This window comes from Pedobacter sp. CFBP9032 (genome assembly GCF_034045265.1).
In the GTDB taxonomy this organism is placed as follows: domain Bacteria; phylum Bacteroidota; class Bacteroidia; order Sphingobacteriales; family Sphingobacteriaceae; genus Pedobacter.
In genome coordinates this window covers 39,799-61,272 of record NZ_JAXCWE010000003.1, presented here as the reverse complement: position 1 = coordinate 61,272, position 21,474 = coordinate 39,799, and the positions used below count along the sequence as shown (strand labels likewise).

Here is a 21,474-nt window from a genome sequence, read left to right as displayed (position 1 = left end):
CTCTTTGATTACATTTCTATATTTCTAGCTTATATAATGGTAATTCAATTTTTTCTGAATTTCGAAGGTATAATTTTGAAAAAACCTTTCTCACTGGCTTCGTTCCAGCTATTCGCATTACAAAACGCAAAAACAACAATCCCATGCGGCTATGTGGCCAAAGTAGACGAGGTACAATTTTTGGTAGCCCTTGACCTTCATCAACGAATGGGCGCATTATTTGCTCGTAAGCTTGAAAAGCTTTTTCAGGATCATCATTTTTGGCTATTTCTCCTGCGAGTACATATCCTCCAACAATTGCCAGCGTTGTTCCAATGCCAGATAAAGGGGTTGCACACCATGCAGCATCGCCAGCAAGAACCAAATTTTTCTTTGACCATTTATCCATTTTAACTTGTCTCATAACGTCAAAATAAAAATCATCTATGCCGTCAAGTTCTGTTAAAATACGTGGGAATTCCCACCCGTCTTTAGCAAATTTTTCTTTCAAGAATTCTTTTTGTTTTTCAACGCTCCATTTCTGTTCACTTTCTGAAACCTTGTGGATGCCCATATAGACTCTTAATTTCCCATCACTGCCTGGCTTTAATGTCGCTCCTCTTCCACCTACAGTATTGTATTGACGTGAAAACTTACCATCGCTTTCTTTGCCAGGTATTGCAAAGTAAGCAATAGTTAAATCCATGTAGCGCATTCTATATTCATTAGTAAATAATAGATTTCGCGTGGAAGATCCAACACCTTCAGCAACTACAATAATATCATAGTATTCGCTTTGGTGGTTATTAAACGTTACTGAAGAACCATCGGCATGTTGACTAACTGCGATAATATGCTCTCCAAAACGATATTTCGCATATTTTCTAGATTCCTCGAAGATGATTTCTGAAATGTCGCCTCTCATGATTTCTAATTCTGCTGTTGGACCGTCACCGATATCGTCCACAGCAAATCTGGCAATAACATTATCCTTTTCATCAACCCAATCTGTTCCAAGCTCTCCTGTGGTCAATTCAATTGCTTTCTTTTCGAGTCCCATTCTTTGTAACACTATTCGGCCAGCACCACGAATATCAACGTTCTGTCCACCAGTACGGAAACTTTCAGCACGCTCTACAACTGTAACATCAAAATTTTGACGTGAAAGCCAAAATGCTACCGTATTGCCAGCAATGCTTGCCCCGGTAATCAATACTTTTTTCTTATTCATATATTTTTATAAATTCTGAACGACAAAATTAGCTACATGAAAAAGTATAAAATACCTATATTACGTTAATTAATAGTCCTAAACAATACATGAATAGCGATGAAAAGTTATTAAATAGAATTGAATTGCTTGCCGTTCCAACCGAAAATGATTGTTATGGACAAAATTTTTTATTGAAAGAAGAAATAGGTACTGGAAATATTCGGAGAATAGTTCTTGGCTCGTTAATGCAGATTATGATTTCTGAATATGAGTTAAAAAATGACACTGTACTAAGTAGGCCAAAGGATTATGTACCCGAGGGAGAAAATTATGTCACTTTCACTTTTCGCAACTTTAGAAAGTCGCCTGCTGTAATAGTAAGTTCAATTGACATGGATCTTGAAATCTTTACTCCGGCAAATTCATTTACCAGTAATTTAATCATAACTATACATTCAAGCCTTCTAAACGATCTTTTAAATATCAAAGACAAAGGCAACCCGCTAAATAGCATTATTATAGGTGACAGACCTTTTGTATATGAAGAGATCATATCCAGCGAAATCCAAAGTAAGGCAATTTTATTATGTGATGTCAGACCATTAGTTGAATTGGCTTCATTCCATTACAGAGTTATGGCAGAGGAACTTATTTTCCTTTTTTTAGCCTTATTTTTAAAAAGGGGTAATATTCCTACTTATCCTATTAATAAAACGGATGTAAAAACTATTTATCAGATCCGGGAAAAAATTTCTGCCGATCTCAAATCAAGTCCTAGTATACATCAGCTCACCAAGTATTTTCTTATAAGTGAATCAAAAATGCAAAGGTTGTTCAAACAGGTATTCGGAACTACAATACATAATTATCATCAGTCTCTACGCATAAGAGAGGCAGCTAGGCTGATTAGAGATGAAAAGATGTCAATATCCGAGGTAGGGTACAGTTTGAACTATACAAATATGAGTTATTTCGGTAGGGCTTTTAAAAAGCATGTTGGTCTTAACCCAAAAAAGTATTCCATGAAATATAAATAACTAACAGTAAATGTTGGTTTAAAGATCTTGTCGTTCGGATACCGGAATGCCCCAACATCTGTGAAATGCTCTCGATTGATTTTTCCTCGATGTAGTCTGAATAAATTGGATTGAAATAAAGCAAAAACCTCTTAAATCATACGAATTAGGGGGTTTTGATGACTTTTAGAGGGCTAATCGTCGGGATGGCAGGAAGCGAAACACATTCCTAATCACTTGTATATGAAAGACTTTAAGCATTATATTTTTTATGGTTACGATTTGGAAAACCTTTTTTTTACTGCTTTTCACCCTAGATTTTTGTTTAATTTTTATCTCGATAATTAGCCAAAAATCTGTTTTTGTGGCCACAATTCACATAGAAATGAATTCTTAAAAAAAAGACTGCAGCGTCAGCTAGAGACTTCGGTATGGTAGCGAAAGTAACGTAGGCATCCCATCCAGGTCTGTAAATTTGGGAACTATTGAGGGATTTTATGCCCCATATCAAAGATGACAGCTGAAAGGAGACTTTCACCATAAGTATCCATCTTATATGGTTTGTTTAATGGTTAGGAAAACGGGATACACTTAAATTGTTTTTACTTGTTCAAAAGCTTTCGCTTGCGATTATAATCAAAAAGATACGTTTTTTTCTGGCTGCTCTCAAGGAAAGAACGATCAGTCAGGCTTTCTACTAGCTCACTGCGTTCCCTGAAAGGAGCTAGTAATTTCTCAATACGCTTTTCCTGAATACCGATCCGTCTTCCAAATTCAATAAAGTCGGACCCAGCCACATGGCCTTGTGTCATTTGATAGGCTGATTTGTAACCGTCAGCAAACAGGCCGCCATTGAGGCCAAAATCCGAATCGTTGACATGGATTTTGGTATTCAGCAGATCGTAAGCAGGACTCAAGATGAAATCACCCTGACGGGTCTCAATAATCGAAAAATTCTTGAGATGGGCATCGCCGTTGGAGAAAAGATAATTGAATACTACTAACCGGAAGAACTTTTCGATCTCTACTCGCCATGCCGGAACGAATTGACGGATAAGCGCGGCTAAAGATTCATAATTATAGTCATACTTATAATCAGCATTTCCATCATTACCCACCTTTCCCGCAAGGCTTGCAAAATCCTCCATTCGCCATTTAGTTCCATCCGGCCTTACATCAAACCGCAGGGTAATGTATGCCGGCTCACCACCTTTGAAGAAAACAAGGGCGTTCTCCGCGGTGGCAATACCATAGACCTGTTTTGCAATCTGCATGGTCAAATGCTCATTCGCAGGCACCTGTTCAGGCATTTTAATGTCCCTGGGAATTGGCTTTAAGATATATGTTCCCTGTTCACCCTGCCTGGTCAACCTGAGCTCCTTACCAAAGCGGAGCACCGAGAGTTTTTCCTGTACCCCTGAAATAGAAATCCGCTTACGATTTTCCAGAAAAATCTCTGCATCCCTATCGTCTTTACCGGGGGCAGCGTAAGGCAGAACGTGACTTACCTCTCTTCCACCGAAGAGCCTGCGTCTGGCAAGCGGGCTATAAGTATCAAAACCTTCGGCGAGCGTTCCAGGATCATTTATGATCTTCATTCTATAATTTCTTTAACGGTAACTGCACCAATTGTATCCTCCCCAGCTGTTTTCAAAAGCAGTCCAAATGCGTCGTTTTCATCAAGCTGAAACTGCCTGGTCTGCATTTTCTTGTTTACCCCTTCTGAGAGCATATTATAGAAAAAAGGGAATAGAAAACTGCTTCTAAACTCCTGTTTCTCCTTCGGCAGAGTTAAGCTGATTGCAGGCAGTACACCATCGATAAAGTATTCATCCTCATACCTGAAAACATAATCATTCCTATTGTATTCAGATAAATACCCTGCCAATCTGTTATTCAAAAATACACCCGCCTTTCTCATAGATTACCTTCGTTTAATTCCGCCAGTTTGAAGGTCACCTCTAAGCCCAAAATGAGTCCGATACGCCTTAAAACTTCTAAAGTTGGGTTTCCTTCATTGCGTTCAATCTTATAAAGCGTATTGATACTAACACCAGCAAGTTCGGCTAAGTAAGGCTGTGTCATTTTCAGTTCCTTACGCCGCTCTAATAAAAGATCCCCAACCGTTTTTCCCATTATAGTATGATTTTTATTAAAATTAAAAAACTCTTTGCTTCAAAACAACAAAAATCACATTACAATAAGATTTTTAAGGAAAAAGATCCAAATAGCCTAGTTGTTGACGGTAAAATCATACTATAATATGATTTGATTCAACTGAACATCTCGAATTGTATTAATGGCTACTCCCTTTCAATATCAGACTAACCAAGTGCGAGATTGAGGGTCAAGATACAACCGATTTATTTATTCGATGTACTTTAACCCAAACGGTAAATGACCATTGTGAAAACTTAGAATATGGATTATGGGTTTCATTAAGCGAAAAAAGTTTCAAGGACTATAAGGACAATTATGATAACGAAAATCATGAAGTATCTTACTTCGGCTGGCTCAGCAATGACATATCAAATTATGCGGAAACAACAGCAGTACCTACAACAGTGTATACAAAAAAAGGGAATTCTAGACAGAGATAGTTCCCCATCAGGATTTTGACTATCCTTTTGTGAAAGATTACTATAGCGGAATAAGCAAAAAAGAAGCTGAGGAAAGAATTGCCAGAATGATTGAACTAACCAGCGAGTAAAAGGTGACCACTGAAGATACAGTTGAGCAATTACTGAACTTCGGCTTTACTGTTGTTGAGTACGTTTTGAAAGAGCAAGGGGAGTTTTATCCTATAGGTGTTTATATCGACGGTGACGATAAACCTCAGCAACTCATATCGTTCTTTGGCGATGATTTTCCGTTGAGTAATGAATTGGTCAAACTATTACAGTCTATTTTGGAAGAAAAATTTGCCAAAAACGAGATTAAAGGCTATGCAGTGTTGTACGATAGCATATCAAGACGAAATGCTGAAAGTGAAAAACTGGATACCATCATTGCAAAGTTCAAATATAAAAAGTTTAATAACTTATACTTTCTACCATATAAAATAGCGAATAGCGAAATCACTTTTCACGAAGGATGGATGGAGTAAAACTATAAATAGCTAACGGATACATTATTAGCTAAGCCAGCTTAACACCTAGCATTTCCCTATCGGCTTTCAGTGACCAAACATAAAAAAATAAAAATGGGTAACAGAATAGGTTTCATTGGATCACCTGTCGATCCTGAACTTCTTCATCGACAGGAGCACAAATGCATCGGCAGAGTTTCAATGCCAAAGTAAAGGCATTCAGCGCTACTTCAAAAGGTGTTAGAGATATCAAATTCTTTCTTTTCAAGCTATCTAAATCTGTGCTTAAAAATTATAGCCCCAACTTTTTTTCCGCTTGATCCTAAACTGGATTGAAATAAAGCAAAAAACCCCTTAAATCATACGAATTAAGGGGTTTTGATGACTTTTAGAAGTCTAATCGTCGGGATGGCAGGATTCGAACCTACGACCTCCTGCTCCCAAAGCAGGCGCGATACCGGGCTACGCTACATCCCGAACTTTTTGGTATCACCTTTTTTTAATCCTTTTTAAAAGTGGATTGAACTTTTGTCGGGATGGCAGGATTCGAACCTACGACCTCCTGCTCCCAAAGCAGGCGCGATACCGGGCTACGCTACATCCCGAACTTGGTATCTTCTTTTTTATTTCCTTATTTCTAAGGGCTGCAAAGTAACGATTTTAAAATGACATATTCATCTTTTTTATTACTTTTTTTTTTGAGCGGAGAGGGCGGGATTCGAACCCGCGGTACCGTTACCAGTACGACAGTTTAGCAAACTGTTCCTTTCGGCCACTCAGGCACCTCTCCTTTTCAACCTCTAAATTTGTCCTACCGACCTTGTTTTGAGGTCTGCAAATATAGTAAAACATGTTATTCTACAAAAGAAAATTATAAAACTTGTTGATAATCTATGCGCACATGATAGATACTCATTAGCATCGTCTTGAATATCAATTTGATAGTTTCAATATCTTTTAATGTTAAATCGCAGTTATCTAATTGATTTTGTTCCAATTTGTAGTTAATAATCCTTTCAACGATGTCATTTATGCTCTGCGCATCTGGATTTTTCAGACTTCTTGAGGCCGCTTCGACAGAATCTGCTAACATCAACACCCCAGTTTCCTTACTAAAAGGGATCGGTCCGGGGTAGCGGAAAATGTTTTCATCCACAAATTTTTCAGGAGAATTTTTTAAAAACGACTGATAAAAATAATCTACCCGCGTATTTCCATGATGCGTTCTGATGAAATCAATGATCGCTTCCGGGATTAAATTTTTCCGGAGAATTTCAATGCCCTTATGCACATGCTGAATAATAATCTGCGCACTTTGTTCATATGGTAATTTATCGTGCGGACTAACAGCCGTATTTTGGTTCTCTATAAAGTATTGCGGGTTATCAACCTTTCCAATATCATGATAAAGTGCTCCTGCCCTCACCAGTACAGAATTACCGCCAATTTTAAATATCGCAGCTTCTGCCAGGTTAGCCACCTGTAAAGAGTGTTGGAAAGTACCAGGCGCCTTAAAGGCCAACTCTCGAAGTAACTTATTATTGGTATTGGTCAGCTCAATCAGCGCCACATCAGAAGTGATACCAAAAATACGTTCAAACAAATAAATTAAAGGATAAGCAAGTAGTGAGAGCAGTACACTAAACACAAACGGAATAAAATTTCCCCACTCAATTTCACGGAAAGAACCTTCCCGCAGCAAAGCGATACCTACAAACGATACAAAATAAGCCATCAGGATAAACAACGCAGAAACCAGGAACCGCTCCCGTTTCACAAAGTTTTTGATGCTAAATATAGCCACCATGCCCGCCGTAACCTGGTAGAAAACAAATTCAAAACTATTTGCCACAAAGAAGCCAGCAATTAAAATAACCAGTAAATGGAGATAGAGCGCCAGCCTGGTATCAAACAAGATCCTGATGATAATCGGGACGACACAAAATGGAATATAATACAAACTTGGAATTTCGATCTTGATTGCCCAGGTAAGCGCCAGCAACATGCCTGTCGTCACAATCAGGATTAGAGACAACTGGCGGTTATCTGAAAAGATATCTTTCCTAAAGAGAAATAAAAACGACATCAATATCGTGAGCATAAAACTCACCAGCACGATCTGGCCTAGGTATACTAAAGCCTTGCTCCCAATAGTCTTGGTTTGCGCATCATAGGTAGCTTTGTAAGATTCTAGTTTCTGATAAATTTCATCATCAATTACATCATTCTTCGCTACAATCAACTCTCCCTTTTGCACCATCCCTTTGGTTGTAGAAATATTATCCACCGTATTTTGCTGAATAATCTGCGTTAACCGCTCGTCAAAGATAATATTAGGGGTAATGTGATCTTCCGCCAGGTTAACAATCAGATCGACCATTACCTGGTTTGGCGATTTAAAATTAGCTTTGAAATGAAGCAACGCAGTCTCCGTAGTAAAAACATCCTGGGTGTTTTTCTGGTTGGCAACATTATTTTCCATTAAGGAAAAATCATAATGTTTACCATTTGTTTGTTGCTTGGCATTTAAGCCGATAATCCCACGCTGATATATATTACCGAGTAGTCGGTAAGATTCCGTTTTAAACTTCAGTTTATCCTTTTCATCCAACTGCTTGGATTTCCACTTAATATCGAACTCATTGATATAAGCTTCGAGTGCATTGCTGCTGATTGACGAATCGTACTGATAAACTGGCAACACATCTTTAAGTGCATTTTTTTTATCGGTATTTACCTGTGGATTAGTTTTCAAAATAGCAAAGCTAAACGGAGAGATCAAATCCTTATTCATCCATACTTTTCCCTTTTCAAACTCGTATCTAAACCGGGGTTGTTTTGGTAGGAACAGCGTAATAACGAAAACTGTAAATACCATCATTACATATTTCAGGTTAGATGAATATTTACGGTAAAAGATTTTGTGTGAATTTTTCTTGATTTTAGCCAAAACGAGTAGATTATTGTATTGTCAAAAATAACATTTTTATCTAATATACATTTTGCTGATTTTGTTTGCGATTGCCAGATTTTATAATTTACTTTATGATATCAAATCAATATCAATTATGTATCAGGAAAAAATTATTAGCCCGCCATCCGGGTATTTAACATTTACACTATCGCTATTATTATTAGCCGGATCTATTTTCTGTTTTGTTTCAGAAATATTTATCTGGGGAGCCATCATACTAGCGGTTGATTTGTTCCTGGTTTTCCCGGGTTTTCTCATTATCAACCCCAACCAATCAATGGTATTAACCTTATTTGGAAAATATATCGGAACGGTTAAGGCTGATGGTTTCTTCTGGGTAAATCCCCTTACCACCAAAAGAAGACTTTCTTTAAAGGCCAATAACCTGAACGGACAACAACTAAAAGTAAACGACAAATTAGGCAACCCGATTGAGATTGCTGCCGTTGTAGTATGGAAAGTAAATGAAACGGCTAAAGCGGTATTCGCTGTAGAAAACTACATGCAGTATGTAAATATCCAAAGCGAAGCTGCAGTCAGGCATTTAGCCAATATTTTTCCATATGATCATTCTGAAGGGGAAGAATCAAGTATCACGCTAAAAGATGGTGCAGAACAGGTAAGTGAAATTTTAGAAAAAGAATTGAACGAAAGGCTTTCCAGGGCAGGTATTGATGTTTTGGAGGCACGTATTTCTCACCTGGCCTATGCGCCGGAAATTGCCAGCGCCATGTTACAACGCCAGCAAGCCACAGCAGTAATTGCAGCACGGAAACTAATTGTTGAAGGTGCGGTTGGTATGGTAGAAATGGCACTGGAGAAATTATCGGAAAAAGGAATTGTAGAACTTGATGAAGAACGTAAAGCAGCGATGGTAAGTAACCTCCTGGTAGTGCTTTGTGGCGACAGACATGTGCAGCCCGTAGTCAATACCGGAACATTGTATAATTAATATGGAATTCGAGGAAAAGCAAGGATTAAAAATCTGGTGGTTATACCTCATCACCGGGGTAAGTATTATTCCGGGGCTGGCCATTATCTTTCTTAGTAAAGACGGTCTTTCCCTGGAGGAGCTCAAAGGCATGTACTTTGCACCTATCTTAGCATTACTCTCACCCTTCCTGATTATTTACCTGATCGAAAAAAGTACGCTTACCCTAAAGATGGATCAACACGGCTTAACTTACCGGTATTTCCCATTGCAGTTTAAATATAAAACACAAAACTGGGAAAACGTGGAAAAGGCATACTTAAGAAAATATGATGCTTTCTCCGAATATGGTGGCTATGGGGTAAAAAGCCGGCTCTGGTTTAAAGTGAACGATAAGGCTTATCTCTTAAATGATGGTAACCGAGGTCTGCAACTCGAATTTAAGAATGGCAAAAAGTTGCTCTTCAGCACCAACAAGATTGAGGAGGTGGAGGCATTCCTCATCAATATTAAAATAAAGTATAATATACAGGCAATACAGTAGAAATGGCGGAGAAAGATAAAAAAGCTTTTGTATTACGGATCAGTCCTGCGTTATTGAAGGAAGTAGAAACCTGGGCGGGTGATGAGTTCAGAAGTACTAACGGACAGATTGAGTTCCTATTGAATCAGGCACTCAAATCAAGAAAAAAGGGTAAAACTAAAGAGGAATAGCTAGAAGATAGTTGAACGCCAGACCACAAAAGATCTAAACATTTAAATCCTGTTAAAATGAATGTTTATTCCTTACCAGCATTTTAAAAAATGCATAACTTAGCGGTCTAACCAAGAGTTCATAAAAATTTTAATTCATGAAAGAAGTTGTAATTGTATCAGCTGTAAGAACCCCTATTGGCAGTTTCGGCGGCTCGTTAGCTCAATTTTCTGCTACACAGTTAGGCGGCTTTGCCATAAAGGCTGCAATAGAAAAAGCTGGTCTAACTCCGGAACAAATCCAGGAAGTATATATGGGTAATGTATTGTCTGCTAATTTAGGACAGGCACCCGCCACCCAGGCTGCAAAGTTGGCGGGCTTACCAGATTTACCAGCCACTACCATTAATAAAGTTTGTGCTTCGGGCACCAAAGCCATTATGTTAGCCGCACAAAGTATCGCAAATGGCGATCAGGATATCATTGTTGCTGGTGGAATGGAAAGCATGAGTAATGTACCTTTCTACCTGGATAAGGCCAGAAATGGTTATCGCCTCGGACATGGACAAATTACAGATGGCCTGGTTAAAGATGGCCTTTGGGATGTTTACAATGATTACCACATGGGCTCGGCCGCAGAACTTTGCGCAAGCGAATGCAATATCAGTCGCGAAGAGCAGGATAATTTTGCTATCGAATCCTATAAAAGAGCGCAAAATGCACAAACTAATGGCAAGTTTTCCGGTGAGATTATTGCCCTTGAAGTGAAAGACCGGAAGGGTGAGGTTACATTTATAGATACAGACGATGAACCTACAGCGGTAAAATTTGATAAAATCCCATCGTTGAAACCCGTATTTAAAAAAGATGGAACCGTTACGGCTGCAAATGCGTCTACATTAAATGATGGCGCAGCTGCACTAGTATTGATGAGTGCAGACCAGGCTAAAGCATTAGGCATAAAACCATTGGCTAAAATCTTAGGCTTTGCAGATGCACAACAAGCTCCGGAATGGTTCACTACTGCCCCATCGAAAGCAATTCCTTTAGCTTTACAAAAAGCAAATATAGCTATTGAAGACGTGGATTACTTTGAAATTAATGAGGCTTTTTCGGTTGTTTCTATCGCAAATAATCAAAAACTAAATCTAAAAGAGGATCAGGTAAACGTAAATGGAGGTGCAGTATCTTTAGGCCACCCACTTGGCGCATCGGGCGCCAGAATTGTAGTTACTTTACTTTCAGTGCTCGCCCAAAATAATGGTAAAATTGGCGTTGCAGGCATTTGTAATGGTGGCGGCGGAGCCAGTGCACTGGTTATTGAGAAACTTTAATAGATGAAAATAAAATATTATATTCTTTTTATTTTTGCTTTGTTGCGGCTCAACACCAGGGCGCAGCAAAGCACAAACAATTTAAACGTTTTTCAGGATTCGCTAATTAAAATTTCTATGGCTACCATAGCAGGCGAAACCGATGCCAGGAAAGCAGAAGTTAACGGCCGTTTTGTTAAAACCTTAGTAGAAGCTTTAAAAACGCCTAACTCTTTCGCTTATCCGTTCGATTCTCTGAAAAATGTTTCAGTGATCAAATCACCAGATAAAGCATTCAGAATTTTAAGTTGGTATGTGCAGCAGGAAAATGGCACTTACCGGTATTTTGGTACCATCCAGATGAATACCGGCAATGGTCCGCTAAAACTTTATCCTTTAATTGATCAAACAGATAATATTACAGATGCTAATGCCATTACCAGCAACCAGATATGGTTTGGCGCCCGTTATTATGAAATTGTTCCCGTAACCAGTGGCAACCGCCTACCTTATTACGTCTTATTGGGCTGGAAAGGAAATACTCAAAACACTACGAAAAAAGTGATAGACATCCTTTCGTTTAATAAGGAGCAAGTAAATTTCGGGGCCTCTGTTTTCGATGGTAAGGAACTGAAGGGAAAAAACAGGGTGATTTTCGAATATACCAAATCAAATGCAATGACGCTTAAAGTTGATCAAAAGGCGGGTATGATTGTTTTTGACCACTTAGCGCCTTTCGATCCTGAAATGGCAGGCAAGTATGAGTTTTATGGATCTGATGGCACCTTCGATGGATTTAAGATTATTAATGGGCGATTAAAACTGCAGGAAGGCTTAGAACTAAATAATGATCCCAGTGCAATGGACGAGTTATATGCCGATCCAAAGAAAAATGTAAAACCCATTCGAAAGTTCTAATTTCAAAAAATCTTAACCTCTTCATTACCTTTCCACTAAGTTAAATATTTGTGAGTTTGCCCTCCGCTGACTATATTGCGCCTTGCAAACTAGCTTAAACAACACACAAATTCTGAATTCATAAACTAAAACCAATAAATGTTTTATGCAAACATCAATTGAAACCAAAGACGATTTCTTTAGCAGCAAAGTATTGGGGCATCCGGCAGGTTTATTCGTACTTTTCTTTACGGAGATGTGGGAAAGATTTTCGTACTATGGGATGCGAGCCCTGCTCGTTTTATTTCTAACTTCATCTATTTTGGGTGATAACCCTGGTTGGGGTTGGCCTCGCGAACACGCTTTAGCTATTTATGGTTCATACACTTCACTTGCTTACCTTACGCCTATTTTAGGAGGATATATTGCCGACAGATTTTTAGGTTATCGCTGGGCAGTTATTATCGGTGCATTTTTAATGACATTGGGCCATCTTTCGATGGCTTTTGAGTTCAATCCAATTTTTATGTATCTGGGCTTATGCCTTTTAGTATTAGGTAATGGATTTTTCAAACCAAATATGACCTCCATCCTATCTCACATGTATAAAAAACATCCTGAGAAAAAAGATGGCGCTTACACGATATTCTACATGGGTGTAAATTGCGGCTCCTTTTTAGGAATGCTCTTATGTGGTTACATTGGTGAAAAAATAGGCTGGAGTTATGGCTTTGGTCTTGCAGGTATTTTCATGTTTGTAGGCATGTTACAGTTCTATTTTACCAAAAATATATTTGGCTCTATTGGTTTAAAACCAGTTAAAAATGAAGATAGCGTAGACGAAGATGAGCATCCGGCTGAAGCTAAAAGAAATCCATTTTCTATTATTGATATTGTATTAATTGTATTTATTGCCGTTATAGGCCTCGTTTGGATTATTAATGACCCTTATTCTAAAGTGTCTGGCTATACCGTTTTTAACTTTTCTTTAGGTGGGCTATCCGGTGATAACTTCGCCATTATTTTAGCTTTAAGCTTATTTATTTTTGTTTTAATTAAGAGAATCGTTCAATATACGCCACAACTCAGAGATAAAATGATTGTGGTTATTGTGCTTGCCTTTGTGGCCATTTTCTTCTGGGCCTCATTTGAGCAGGCTGGTGGTTCCATGACCATTTTCGCTAAAGATTATACAGCCAGAATACTGGAAGGAAATTCAAAGATTATTTTTAACGTTGCCAACACTTTAATTACGATTATTCCGCTAACCATCATTTCTTACGTATTATTTAAGTTATTCAGGCAAACATTCTCGAGGTTTGCATTAGGCAATATCATTTTGGCAGTTGGTTTTGCTATAATATGGTGTATGGTAATATATATGCTAAAAAACCAATACAGCTCGGTTAAAACTGAGGTTCCTGCCACTTGGTTTGGTATTTTAAATTCACTATTTATTATCTCATGTGCACCTATTGTATCTAAACTTTGGGAAAGTAAATATAGTCCAACCGCAACCGTTAAAAACGGCATAGGCATGATATTATTGGGTATTGGCTTTGCGGCACTGGCTTATGGTTCAAGTTCCATACCTGCAGGTGCTAAAGTGGCATCGGTAAGTATGATCTGGCTTATTTTAGCTTATTTTTTCCATACCATGGCCGAATTATTTATCTCTCCTATCGGCCTATCCTATCTGAGTAAACTGGTTCCGGGTCGTATGATCGGAATTATGTTCGGTATCTGGTATTTAGCACTGGCTATCGGAAATAAAATTGCTGGTACCATGGGCGGTATGATTGATAAAATTACAGCACAGTACTCCATGTCTACCTTCTTCCTCATCTTTACTCTTATTCCTGTAAGTTTGGGTATCTTTATTATGTTGCTTACACCAATAATTAAAAAACTAATGCACGGGGTTAAATAAAATGCAGATTATAACTGAAAAAACGCCTTCTATTGAAACATTAGAAGCGATTCAAAATTTCGAAGGCAAGTATCCAAAACAACTCTGGTATTTATCACTGGTAGAAATGTGGGAACGTTTCTGTTTCTATGGTATGCGTGGTGTACTGGCATTTTTTATGGTTGATCAATTGGGATTAACTGATCAAAAATCTAACCTCCAATATGGTGCCATCCAGGCTTTTGTTTATGCCTTTACCTTTATCGGTGGCATCTTTGCTGATAAGGTTTTAGGCTTTAGAAAATCGCTTTTTTGGGGCGGCTCACTGATGATTGTAGGAAACCTGATCCTGGCCTTTTCACCGCATGATTTGTTTTATGTAGGTATTACACTATCCATCATTGGTACCGGTTTTTTCAAACCCAATATCTCATCGATGGTAGGCGAACTTTATCATGAGAAGGACAATAGAAGAGATGCTGGTTATGGATTGTTTTACGCCGGAATTAATGTTGGTGGTTTGCTGGGTGGTGCCATGTGTATCTACCTGGGCAAATATGTTTCCTGGAATTTATGTTTCCTTTCTGCAGCCCTGGTAATGGCTTTCGGACTAGGTACTTTCATCTTTACTAAAAAGTACTTGGGGCCAATTGGTAGTTCTCCGCTCCTGCATTTACAAAAATCAAAACGCACCATTTACGAAATAGTGGTTTATATCGGTTCGCTGTTATGTATCCCATTGATTTTTATCATGGTGAGAAACACAGCTTATACCGACTACTTTATGTATACGCTGGGTGTAGTGGCACTGATTTACTTTTTTTATGAAATGTTCAGTATTAAAGAAGTTAAAGCACGCTATAAATTGCTTGCTGCTTTTATTTTCATTCTTTGCTATTTCATTTTCATGGCAATTTCTGAACAAAGCGGAGGTTCACTTTCTTTGTTTGCAAAAGATAACTTAGACCATAACTTATTATTCTTTTCTATTGATCCGAATGTAGTAAACAACAGTGTAAACTCATTTTTCGTAATTGTATTTAGTCCGTTGATAGGCTTATTATGGATTGGGATGTACAAACGTAAAATTGAACCCAATACGGTGGTAAAATTTGGATTGGGCTTTGTTCTATTAGCGGTGAGTTTCTATGTTTTCTATGCCACTAGGTTTTTCGCTAATGATGAAGGCATTAGTTCTTTAAATATTTTTACACTAGGTTACTTGCTGCTTACGCTGGGCGAATTATGCATCGGTCCAATCGGAATGTCGATCATTACCAAATTATCGCCAAAAAGAATGTTCGGGATGATGATGGGAATGTGGTTCCTTTTTAGTGCCTTCGGACAGCTGGCGGCCGGGAAGTTAGGTGCGGAAATGTCGAATATCGAAAATGCATCCCTAATGGCCAAATTAACATCTTATACAGAAGGTTATAAATCCCTTGCCCTCTATTCTTTAATTGCGGGGATATTTTTAATTCTATTCTCTCAGTTAATTAAGAAACTGATGCAAGAAGTGAGATAAAAAACATTTTAATACATTTTAAACCGTATCAACAGGGTTGATACGGTTTTTTTAATTTATAATATTTACTTTCGCCCTCTAAAGCTAAGATCATTTTTAGCTCAAAATGCATTTTATATAAAACGAACAAACGTGTCAGACAGTTTAGTAATCATTCCAACTTATAATGAAAAGGAGAATATTGAGCGGATAATCCGAAAGGTATTTTCATTAAATCAACCTTTTCATGTACTGATTATTGATGATGGCTCACCGGATGGTACAGCAGATATTGTTAAATCATTACAGGCTGAATATGATGGCCATCTTTTTATTGTAGAACGTGCAGGAAAACAGGGCTTGGGTACAGCTTATATCTATGGATTTAATTGGGCACTGCAAAAAGACTATCAATTTATTTTTGAAATGGATGCTGATTTCTCTCACAATCCTGATGATCTGGCCCGCTTACGTGATGCTTGTGTAAATGGTGCAGATGTAGCCATTGGTTCAAGATATGTGAAAGGCGTAAATGTAGTCAACTGGCCGATGGGAAGGGTGCTGATGTCGTATTTTGCCTCGATGTATGTTCGTTTTATTACCAGGATTAATATCCAGGATGCAACTGCCGGTTTTAAATGCTACCGTAGAATTGTACTCGACACTATTCCCTTAGAAAAAATTCGCTTTGTAGGTTATGCCTTTCAGATTGAAATGAAATTTACAGCCATTAAGTTTGGCTTTAACGTGGTCGAAGTGCCCATTATTTTCACTGACAGAACAGAAGGAACATCTAAAATGAGTACCCGAATTTTCCGCGAGGCTTTTTTGGGTGTTATTCAAATGAAAGTAAGCAGCTGGTTTAGGGATTATAAGAGGAAAGGCTAGTACGGGTAATAGTAGTGGGTTAGAAGTAGGTTAGTATGGGTTAGAAGGTTAGCTTTTCAAATGCATAAAAGCCAAACGCTGCATCCAATACTCAAGACTCAAGACTGAAGACTTAAGACTAGTGACTCACGACTCCAAACTCCTTCCCCCTCGAATCATCGCGCCATAATCCTGTAGCTTTTCCATGGCATCAACGGTCATTATTAATCTTTTGGTGCGTGTCTTTTCTGTTTTAGCATCGTTAATCCATTTAATGAAATAATTTTGATGGGATTTAGGTTGTTGGAGGAAACGAGTAAGTAGTATTTCATCTTCAGCCAGGCATACTTCCAGATCTGCAGGCATTTCAATTTTAAAATCCTTATCCTCTTCTAGCCATAATTCTATTTTAGCACCGGCTTCCTTTCTTATTTTTTTGCGGAGTGTAGCATTGATGGCAATAATAAAATCTCCCTCCCCCATTGGCACAGTAGCTATTCCGGCAATTTCCAAGTCATCAAGCTTCCCTTTAACCCTGAAAGATACTTTACAATCTGGCTTAATTTTATCAGCAATGGCAGCCGGAATAAAAACGTAACTCCAGCCTGTTTTTTCACCCATTTGTTCGAATTTTTCTATTTCTGCTTTAAAATGTATCATAAGAATAATGTTTTGTGATCTAAAGCTTTGCTTTTCCTTAGTCCGATCTCAGCGCTTACCTGCTCTTTTCAAATGCCAGTTTTCTGGTATGGCGATCAGCCGCTAAAGATAACTCAAATATCAAAAGTATCGCTAATCTTATAATGTACACTCCGGCCTCCGCCGTAAGATGCCAGGACGCCAAGCTTTTCTAATTCCTGTAAATCGCGGGTAGCGGTTGCCTTGGAGGCCCTGGTAATGGAGATGTATTTTTTGGCTGTCATATCTCCCTGAAAGCCAGCTAACCCGGCACTAAACATTTTTTGTAAAACTTTAACTTGACGTTCATTAACTTTTTCTTTGACAACATCAAACAGCTTGACTTTTTTTAAAGTAAAGTCGATCATTTGTTTAGCTTGTAACTGTGCATTCAGTGCGATATCTACAAAGTATTCCAGCCAGCCAGAAATCTCATTGCTTTTCTGTGCAATTTTGAGTGCCTGGTAATAAGCATCTTTATTGCGTTCAATGGTATTGGAAAGACTAAGCATAACCGGTCGTCCCAATGTTTGGGATAGCACCTGTTCTGCGATAGCTCTTCCAATACGGCCGTTTCCATCTTCATATGGATGGATACTTTCGAAATATAAATGTGCAATTCCTGCCCTGATTACAGGATCTTTAATTTCCGCCTGCTGATTAGGTCTTGTATTAATTAACCATTTAAAAAAGTGATCCATTTCCCTTTGAATCACCGTTGATGGTGGTGCTTCAAAATGGATTTTCTCCCTGCCCATTCCGCCGGAAACAATCTGCATGGCTTCATCACCTTTTCGCCATTCTGCAACATTGATGTAGCGGCTTTCACCGAACAGCAATTTATGCCAATGATGCAAGGTCTTTTCATCTAAATCCTGATTAAAAGTTTTCCTCACTTCTATCATTAAATCAGCAATACCAGACGCCCTTTTATCCTTTACAACTTCAATCGTTTTATTTATGCCAAGATTATTTTTTATAGACGACATTACGTCTTTCCTACTTAAGAATTCCCCTTCTATAGCAGATGTATTAATCGCTTCAAAAAGAATGAGTTCCAATGTAATTTGACTTTTGATTTCTTCAGGTAACGTATTAATTAGTGCGTTAAATGCACCGGTTTCCTGCGCAAACTCATAAAGCTTCACTTCGACATTTGCGACTGAAAAAGTGAAATTTGGCCAGTCTGGCAACTCCCAATTATAACTCATGAGCCGAATATACGAATTAATCGGCTCATAAAATCCAATTTTTTGAGCCGATTAATTCGTATATTCGGCTCATCAGTTAATCTCCAGCGACCGGATTGATGTGAATATCCAGCTTAGCAAACTTGATAACCTCTATGCTGGGGCAACCAAAATCTTCCACTATTTTACCTAAAATTAAATAGCAACCCTTACCTTTAAATGGATATACTGGTGTAGTATTCGGGAAATGGGTAGTATCGAAAAAATCACCATTTGCATCCAGAAAAGTACCGAACCACATTTTGGTGTTTTTGATGGTTCGCACCGTTTTTTCGCACACATAGTTGCCCACTATGCGGACCGTTTTCCCAATATTTTGATTCAATTCAGCAGCCATCACATCCCCGCGATAACTGGTTTTCAGGAAATCGAACATGTTAAAATTTAAGGGATAACCCAGCAGCTCCAGTTCCACATAGGCATCTTCAAGCGCTGAATTTTCTAATTTCGGCAAGCTATATTCTTTACTTTCCAGGCTGAATAATTCTGCAGCATCAATTCTTTTTTGCTTGTAGCCGAGGTAATTGTAAATCTCCCAGAGCAGTGTTTTTTTATCCTTTCCGGTAAACCTTAAAGCACCAAGTCTAATTAATAAAATAGCCTGCTCCAATGTGATATTCGTTCGCTTTACAAACTGCTCTAAATCTTTAAAAGGACCATTTCTTCTACGTTCAAGAGGAATCTGGGCGATAAATTTATGTTCCAAACCTTGCACACCAACAAAGCCCAGGTAAGCCTCATTTCCTTTAATATTCACCACTTCATCACTGTGGTTTACGCAAGGCAAGTGTACTTTTGCACCCGTTTTCTGGAGCTCATGAACGTAAACCCAGCGGCTGTAAAAGCCACCATAATTATTTAAAACAGCCACCATAAATTCTTTCGGATAATAAGTTTTAAGGTACAAACTCTGATAACTTTCTACGGCAAATGATGCGGAGTGTGCCTTTGAAAAACTATAACCTGCGAATGAAGAAATCTGCCGCCAAACTTCTGTAATCAACTCTTTTGAATGCCCCTGAAGCCTGGCAGAGTGGAAAAATTTATTTACCAGTTCTTCAAAAGCAAGCTTTGAACGATACTTACCACTCATGGCCTTTCGCAATACGTCGGCATCAGCCAGGTCCAGACCAGCAAAATAATGGCAAACTTTAATCACATCTTCCTGGTAAACCATTACGCCATAGGTTTCTTTCAGTTGTTCTTCCATCTCCTTGCACAAGTAAACCACCTTATCCGGAGCATGATAACGCTCAATAAAAGATTTCATCATGCCTGAACTTGCCACACCGGGCCGAATAATTGAACTGGCAGCCACCAGTGTTAAATAATCTTCGCATTTAAGTTTTTTGAGCAGTTGCCGCATGGCAGGCGATTCAATATAAAAACAGCCTACGGGTTGTCCTTCACGAAGAATGGCATTTAATTTTGGGTCATTCTTAAAATTCTTGAAATCATGTATATCAATCTCCTTATTTTGGTTTTGCCTGATGAGCTGAACAGCCTCGCGGATGTGTCCAATTCCCCGCTGGCTTAACACATCAAACTTCTCATAACCAATGGCTTCTGCCTCATACATATCCCACTGCACCGTTACAAAGCCTTTTGGCGGCAAATCCAGAGCGGTGTAATAGGTAATTGGTTCATCAGAAATCAAAATCCCACCTGCATGAATTGAGCGCTGATTAGGCATATTTCTCATATGCTGATGAACAGCCACTACTTTTCGGTAAGTGGCATTTTGCTGATTTTCGCGTTCTTTAGTGGGATCAGTAAAGCTATCAATTTCTTCTTTCGGCAATCCCAGCACCTTTCCAATTTCCCGAATAATTGCCCGGTCTTTAAACGTACTCATCGTGCCTAAAAAGGCAACATGCCATTTAGGATATTTCTTAAAAATGTATCTTTGGATCGTCTCCCGCTCATCCCAGGCAAAATCAATATCGAAATCTGGCGGACTGGTGCGCTTTTCATGTAAGAACCGTTCAAAATATAAATCAAGATCTATAGGATCTACATCGGTAATTCGCAGGCAATAAGCGACAATGCTATTGGCGCCCGAGCCCCTACCTACATGGTAAAAATTGCACCTGCCCATCGCATAGCGAACAATATCGAAAGTAATTAAAAAGTAAGCACAGTAATTTTTAAACTCAATAATTTTAAGTTCCTTTTCTAATCTTGCCCTGGCCACCGGATTATCATTTCCATAACGATAGGCTAAACCTTTATATGCAATGCGCCTGAGCAATATCCTATCAAATTCTTCCCCGTTTTTAGTATAGGCAAATCTGTTTTTAGATTTTACCTGCGGCTCAAAGTAAACGCTCAGATCGCAGGCATCCATTAGTTTCTGCGTATTTTCGATGATAAAAGGAAAGGTCTCGAATTTGGATTTAAGTACTTCTTCAGAAATTAGAACTTCGTCCAGGTTACATTTGCAATCGTCAGGTACCATACTCAACAGCGTATTTATTTCGATAGCCCTCAGGTATTCGTGTAACCGATGCTCAACGCGACTGCCCACCGTAACCGGATGCCAAATCACCAGTTTATCCTTTTGATGAAGTAACGGATGTTTATATAGAAAATTTAGCTGACTGCTTTTAATGCCAACAAATTCATTTGGTTTAAGCTTGCGGTTAAAGTTTTTAATGAAGGGGTAAATGATAAAAACGTTTTCAAAAGCAGGTGCATCATTTGGCAATGCCTGATCCTCAATATTGTGGATACTGAGAAACTCATTCAGTTCACGCATCCCTTCTTTGCTTTTTGCGATACCGAAATATAAAAGCTGGCCATCTTTCCGAAACTCGATCCCTGCAATGGGTTTTAAATAATAGGGTATATTACCTGCTTGTATTTCATCTGGTTCTTTGGCAATTCCCTGTTTAAAACATTCCCTGATAAACTCAATTGCTCCAGTAGAATTATTGATATCAGTTAATACCATTTGATGAATGCCTAACGCACGTGCATTTGAAACGATCGTTGGGATATCCATCGTTCCATATTTCAGGCTGTAAGCGGAATGTACGTTAAGGAACATGTTGTTGGTGGTTTTCGTTAATCGTTAATATTTATTCCTTCCCTATTTCCCATTTTCCTTTATCCGTTTCCTATTCTCCATTTCCTACTTCCTACTTCCTATTCCCTATTTCC

Annotated in this window: 19 protein-coding genes and 3 tRNA genes; 11 read left to right on the top strand and 11 right to left on the bottom strand. The window is 38.5% G+C overall.

Going from position 1 to position 21,474, the window contains the following annotated elements:
• Positions 1 to 16: 16 nt before the first annotated feature.
• A complete protein-coding gene (locus SOM16_RS06950; protein WP_320463267.1) occupies positions 17 to 1,210 on the bottom strand; it encodes an FAD-dependent monooxygenase in 1,194 nt (397 codons plus the stop codon).
• An 89-nt stretch (positions 1,211 to 1,299) separates the two neighbouring features.
• Between SOM16_RS06950 and SOM16_RS06945 the strand changes: the two genes are divergently transcribed.
• On the top strand, positions 1,300 to 2,229 hold the full coding sequence (locus SOM16_RS06945; RefSeq protein WP_320463266.1) for an AraC family transcriptional regulator: 930 nt from the start codon (positions 1,300 to 1,302) through the stop codon (positions 2,227 to 2,229).
• Positions 2,230 to 2,810: 581 nt separating this feature from the next.
• Here SOM16_RS06945 and SOM16_RS06940 read toward each other — a convergent pair.
• The 3 genes from SOM16_RS06940 to SOM16_RS06930 are packed head-to-tail and all read right to left on the bottom strand — an operon-like array spanning position 2,811 to position 4,344.
• A complete protein-coding gene (locus SOM16_RS06940) occupies positions 2,811 to 3,806 on the bottom strand; it encodes a HipA domain-containing protein (protein ID WP_320463265.1) in 996 nt (331 codons plus the stop codon).
• Complete coding sequence (locus SOM16_RS06935) at positions 3,803 to 4,129, bottom strand: HipA N-terminal domain-containing protein (RefSeq protein ID WP_320463264.1); 327 nt, start codon at positions 4,127 to 4,129, stop codon at positions 3,803 to 3,805. Before SOM16_RS06935 ends, SOM16_RS06940 begins: the two co-directional genes overlap by 4 nt.
• Positions 4,126 to 4,344: a helix-turn-helix transcriptional regulator gene (locus tag SOM16_RS06930; RefSeq protein WP_320463263.1), complete on the bottom strand. Its 219-nt coding sequence runs from the start codon at positions 4,342 to 4,344 to the stop codon at positions 4,126 to 4,128. The genes SOM16_RS06935 and SOM16_RS06930 overlap by 4 nt, the downstream gene beginning before the upstream one ends.
• A 182-nt stretch (positions 4,345 to 4,526) precedes the next feature.
• Here SOM16_RS06930 and SOM16_RS23215 point away from each other — a divergent pair, with 182 nt between their 5' ends.
• Both SOM16_RS23215 and SOM16_RS06925 read left to right on the top strand, forming a co-directional pair.
• Positions 4,527 to 4,808 carry a DUF2199 domain-containing protein gene (locus tag SOM16_RS23215; protein ID WP_414692252.1) on the top strand — a complete coding sequence of 94 codons (282 nt, stop codon included), beginning with the start codon at positions 4,527 to 4,529 and terminating at the stop codon, positions 4,806 to 4,808.
• Between the two features lie 113 nt (positions 4,809 to 4,921).
• On the top strand, positions 4,922 to 5,314 hold the full coding sequence (locus SOM16_RS06925; protein ID WP_320463262.1) for a hypothetical protein: 393 nt from the start codon (positions 4,922 to 4,924) through the stop codon (positions 5,312 to 5,314).
• 385 nt (positions 5,315 to 5,699) lie between these two features.
• On the opposite strand, the gene SOM16_RS06920 is transcribed toward SOM16_RS06925, so the two are convergent.
• The 4 genes from SOM16_RS06920 to SOM16_RS06905 form a co-directional block, all read right to left on the bottom strand.
• Positions 5,700 to 5,773 (bottom strand) — tRNA-Pro (locus SOM16_RS06920).
• 54 nt (positions 5,774 to 5,827) lie between these two features.
• Positions 5,828 to 5,901 (bottom strand) — tRNA-Pro (locus SOM16_RS06915).
• A 98-nt stretch (positions 5,902 to 5,999) separates the two neighbouring features.
• Positions 6,000 to 6,086, bottom strand: a tRNA-Ser gene (locus SOM16_RS06910).
• Between the two features lie 81 nt (positions 6,087 to 6,167).
• Positions 6,168 to 8,174, bottom strand: a complete 2,007-nt coding sequence (locus SOM16_RS06905) for an HDIG domain-containing metalloprotein (RefSeq protein ID WP_320463619.1) — start codon at positions 8,172 to 8,174, stop codon at positions 6,168 to 6,170.
• Between the two features lie 190 nt (positions 8,175 to 8,364).
• Between SOM16_RS06905 and SOM16_RS06900 the strand changes: the two genes are divergently transcribed.
• The 8 genes from SOM16_RS06900 (at position 8,365) to SOM16_RS06865 (ending at position 16,405) form a co-directional block, all read left to right on the top strand.
• Positions 8,365 to 9,222 (top strand): SPFH domain-containing protein, encoded by an 858-nt coding sequence (locus SOM16_RS06900; protein ID WP_320463261.1) that lies wholly within the window; start codon positions 8,365 to 8,367, stop codon positions 9,220 to 9,222.
• A 1-nt stretch (position 9,223) separates the two neighbouring features.
• Complete coding sequence (locus SOM16_RS06895; RefSeq protein ID WP_320463260.1) at positions 9,224 to 9,745, top strand: hypothetical protein; 522 nt, start codon at positions 9,224 to 9,226, stop codon at positions 9,743 to 9,745.
• A gap of 2 nt (positions 9,746 to 9,747) precedes the next feature.
• Entirely contained in the window at positions 9,748 to 9,915 is a 168-nt protein-coding gene (locus SOM16_RS06890; protein ID WP_320463259.1) for an Arc family DNA binding domain-containing protein, read from the top strand.
• Positions 9,916 to 10,052: 137 nt separating this feature from the next.
• Complete coding sequence (locus SOM16_RS06885; protein WP_320463258.1) at positions 10,053 to 11,228, top strand: acetyl-CoA C-acyltransferase; 1,176 nt, start codon at positions 10,053 to 10,055, stop codon at positions 11,226 to 11,228.
• A 3-nt stretch (positions 11,229 to 11,231) separates the two neighbouring features.
• Positions 11,232 to 12,125, top strand: a complete 894-nt coding sequence (locus SOM16_RS06880) for a hypothetical protein (RefSeq protein WP_320463257.1) — start codon at positions 11,232 to 11,234, stop codon at positions 12,123 to 12,125.
• Between the two features lie 145 nt (positions 12,126 to 12,270).
• Positions 12,271 to 14,034 (top strand): peptide MFS transporter, encoded by a 1,764-nt coding sequence (locus tag SOM16_RS06875; RefSeq protein ID WP_320463256.1) that lies wholly within the window; start codon positions 12,271 to 12,273, stop codon positions 14,032 to 14,034.
• Position 14,035: 1 nt separating this feature from the next.
• The gene (locus SOM16_RS06870) at positions 14,036 to 15,538 is read left to right on the top strand and encodes a peptide MFS transporter (protein ID WP_320463255.1); all 1,503 of its coding nucleotides are present in this window, start codon (positions 14,036 to 14,038) and stop codon (positions 15,536 to 15,538) included.
• Positions 15,539 to 15,670: 132 nt separating this feature from the next.
• Positions 15,671 to 16,405, top strand: a complete 735-nt coding sequence (locus SOM16_RS06865) for a polyprenol monophosphomannose synthase (RefSeq protein ID WP_320463254.1) — start codon at positions 15,671 to 15,673, stop codon at positions 16,403 to 16,405.
• A 126-nt stretch (positions 16,406 to 16,531) separates the two neighbouring features.
• On the opposite strand, the gene SOM16_RS06860 is transcribed toward SOM16_RS06865, so the two are convergent.
• The 3 genes from SOM16_RS06860 to dnaE all read right to left on the bottom strand — a co-directional run bounded on the left by SOM16_RS06860 (position 16,532) and on the right by dnaE (position 21,361).
• On the bottom strand, positions 16,532 to 17,044 hold the full coding sequence (locus tag SOM16_RS06860; protein ID WP_320463253.1) for a YdeI/OmpD-associated family protein: 513 nt from the start codon (positions 17,042 to 17,044) through the stop codon (positions 16,532 to 16,534).
• 113 nt (positions 17,045 to 17,157) lie between these two features.
• Positions 17,158 to 18,273: a Fic family protein gene (locus SOM16_RS06855; RefSeq protein ID WP_320463252.1), complete on the bottom strand. Its 1,116-nt coding sequence runs from the start codon at positions 18,271 to 18,273 to the stop codon at positions 17,158 to 17,160.
• Positions 18,274 to 18,349: 76 nt separating this feature from the next.
• A complete protein-coding gene (dnaE, locus tag SOM16_RS06850; RefSeq protein WP_320463251.1) occupies positions 18,350 to 21,361 on the bottom strand; it encodes a DNA polymerase III subunit alpha in 3,012 nt (1,003 codons plus the stop codon).
• Positions 21,362 to 21,474: the final 113 nt, after the last annotated feature.

Bases quoted from the DNA above. Each gene is read 5' to 3' on its own strand.
- SOM16_RS06950 (WP_320463267.1), bottom strand. From the start codon at position 1,210: ATGAATAAGAAAAAAGTATTGATTACCGGGGCAAGCATTGCTGGCAAT.
- SOM16_RS06945 (WP_320463266.1), top strand. From the start codon at position 1,300: ATGAATAGCGATGAAAAGTTATTAAATAGAATTGAATTGCTTGCCGTT.
- SOM16_RS06940 (WP_320463265.1), bottom strand. From the start codon at position 3,806: ATGAAGATCATAAATGATCCTGGAACGCTCGCCGAAGGTTTTGATACT.
- SOM16_RS06935 (WP_320463264.1), bottom strand. From the start codon at position 4,129: ATGAGAAAGGCGGGTGTATTTTTGAATAACAGATTGGCAGGGTATTTA.
- SOM16_RS06930 (WP_320463263.1), bottom strand. From the start codon at position 4,344: ATGGGAAAAACGGTTGGGGATCTTTTATTAGAGCGGCGTAAGGAACTG.
- SOM16_RS06905 (WP_320463619.1), bottom strand. From the start codon at position 8,174: ATGGTATTTACAGTTTTCGTTATTACGCTGTTCCTACCAAAACAACCC.
- SOM16_RS06900 (WP_320463261.1), top strand. From the start codon at position 8,365: ATGTATCAGGAAAAAATTATTAGCCCGCCATCCGGGTATTTAACATTT.
- SOM16_RS06895 (WP_320463260.1), top strand. From the start codon at position 9,224: ATGGAATTCGAGGAAAAGCAAGGATTAAAAATCTGGTGGTTATACCTC.
- SOM16_RS06890 (WP_320463259.1), top strand. From the start codon at position 9,748: ATGGCGGAGAAAGATAAAAAAGCTTTTGTATTACGGATCAGTCCTGCG.
- SOM16_RS06885 (WP_320463258.1), top strand. From the start codon at position 10,053: ATGAAAGAAGTTGTAATTGTATCAGCTGTAAGAACCCCTATTGGCAGT.
- SOM16_RS06880 (WP_320463257.1), top strand. From the start codon at position 11,232: ATGAAAATAAAATATTATATTCTTTTTATTTTTGCTTTGTTGCGGCTC.
- SOM16_RS06875 (WP_320463256.1), top strand. From the start codon at position 12,271: ATGCAAACATCAATTGAAACCAAAGACGATTTCTTTAGCAGCAAAGTA.
- SOM16_RS06870 (WP_320463255.1), top strand. From the start codon at position 14,036: ATGCAGATTATAACTGAAAAAACGCCTTCTATTGAAACATTAGAAGCG.
- SOM16_RS06860 (WP_320463253.1), bottom strand. From the start codon at position 17,044: ATGATACATTTTAAAGCAGAAATAGAAAAATTCGAACAAATGGGTGAA.
- SOM16_RS06855 (WP_320463252.1), bottom strand. From the start codon at position 18,273: ATGAGTTATAATTGGGAGTTGCCAGACTGGCCAAATTTCACTTTTTCA.
- dnaE (WP_320463251.1), bottom strand. From the start codon at position 21,361: ATGTTCCTTAACGTACATTCCGCTTACAGCCTGAAATATGGAACGATG.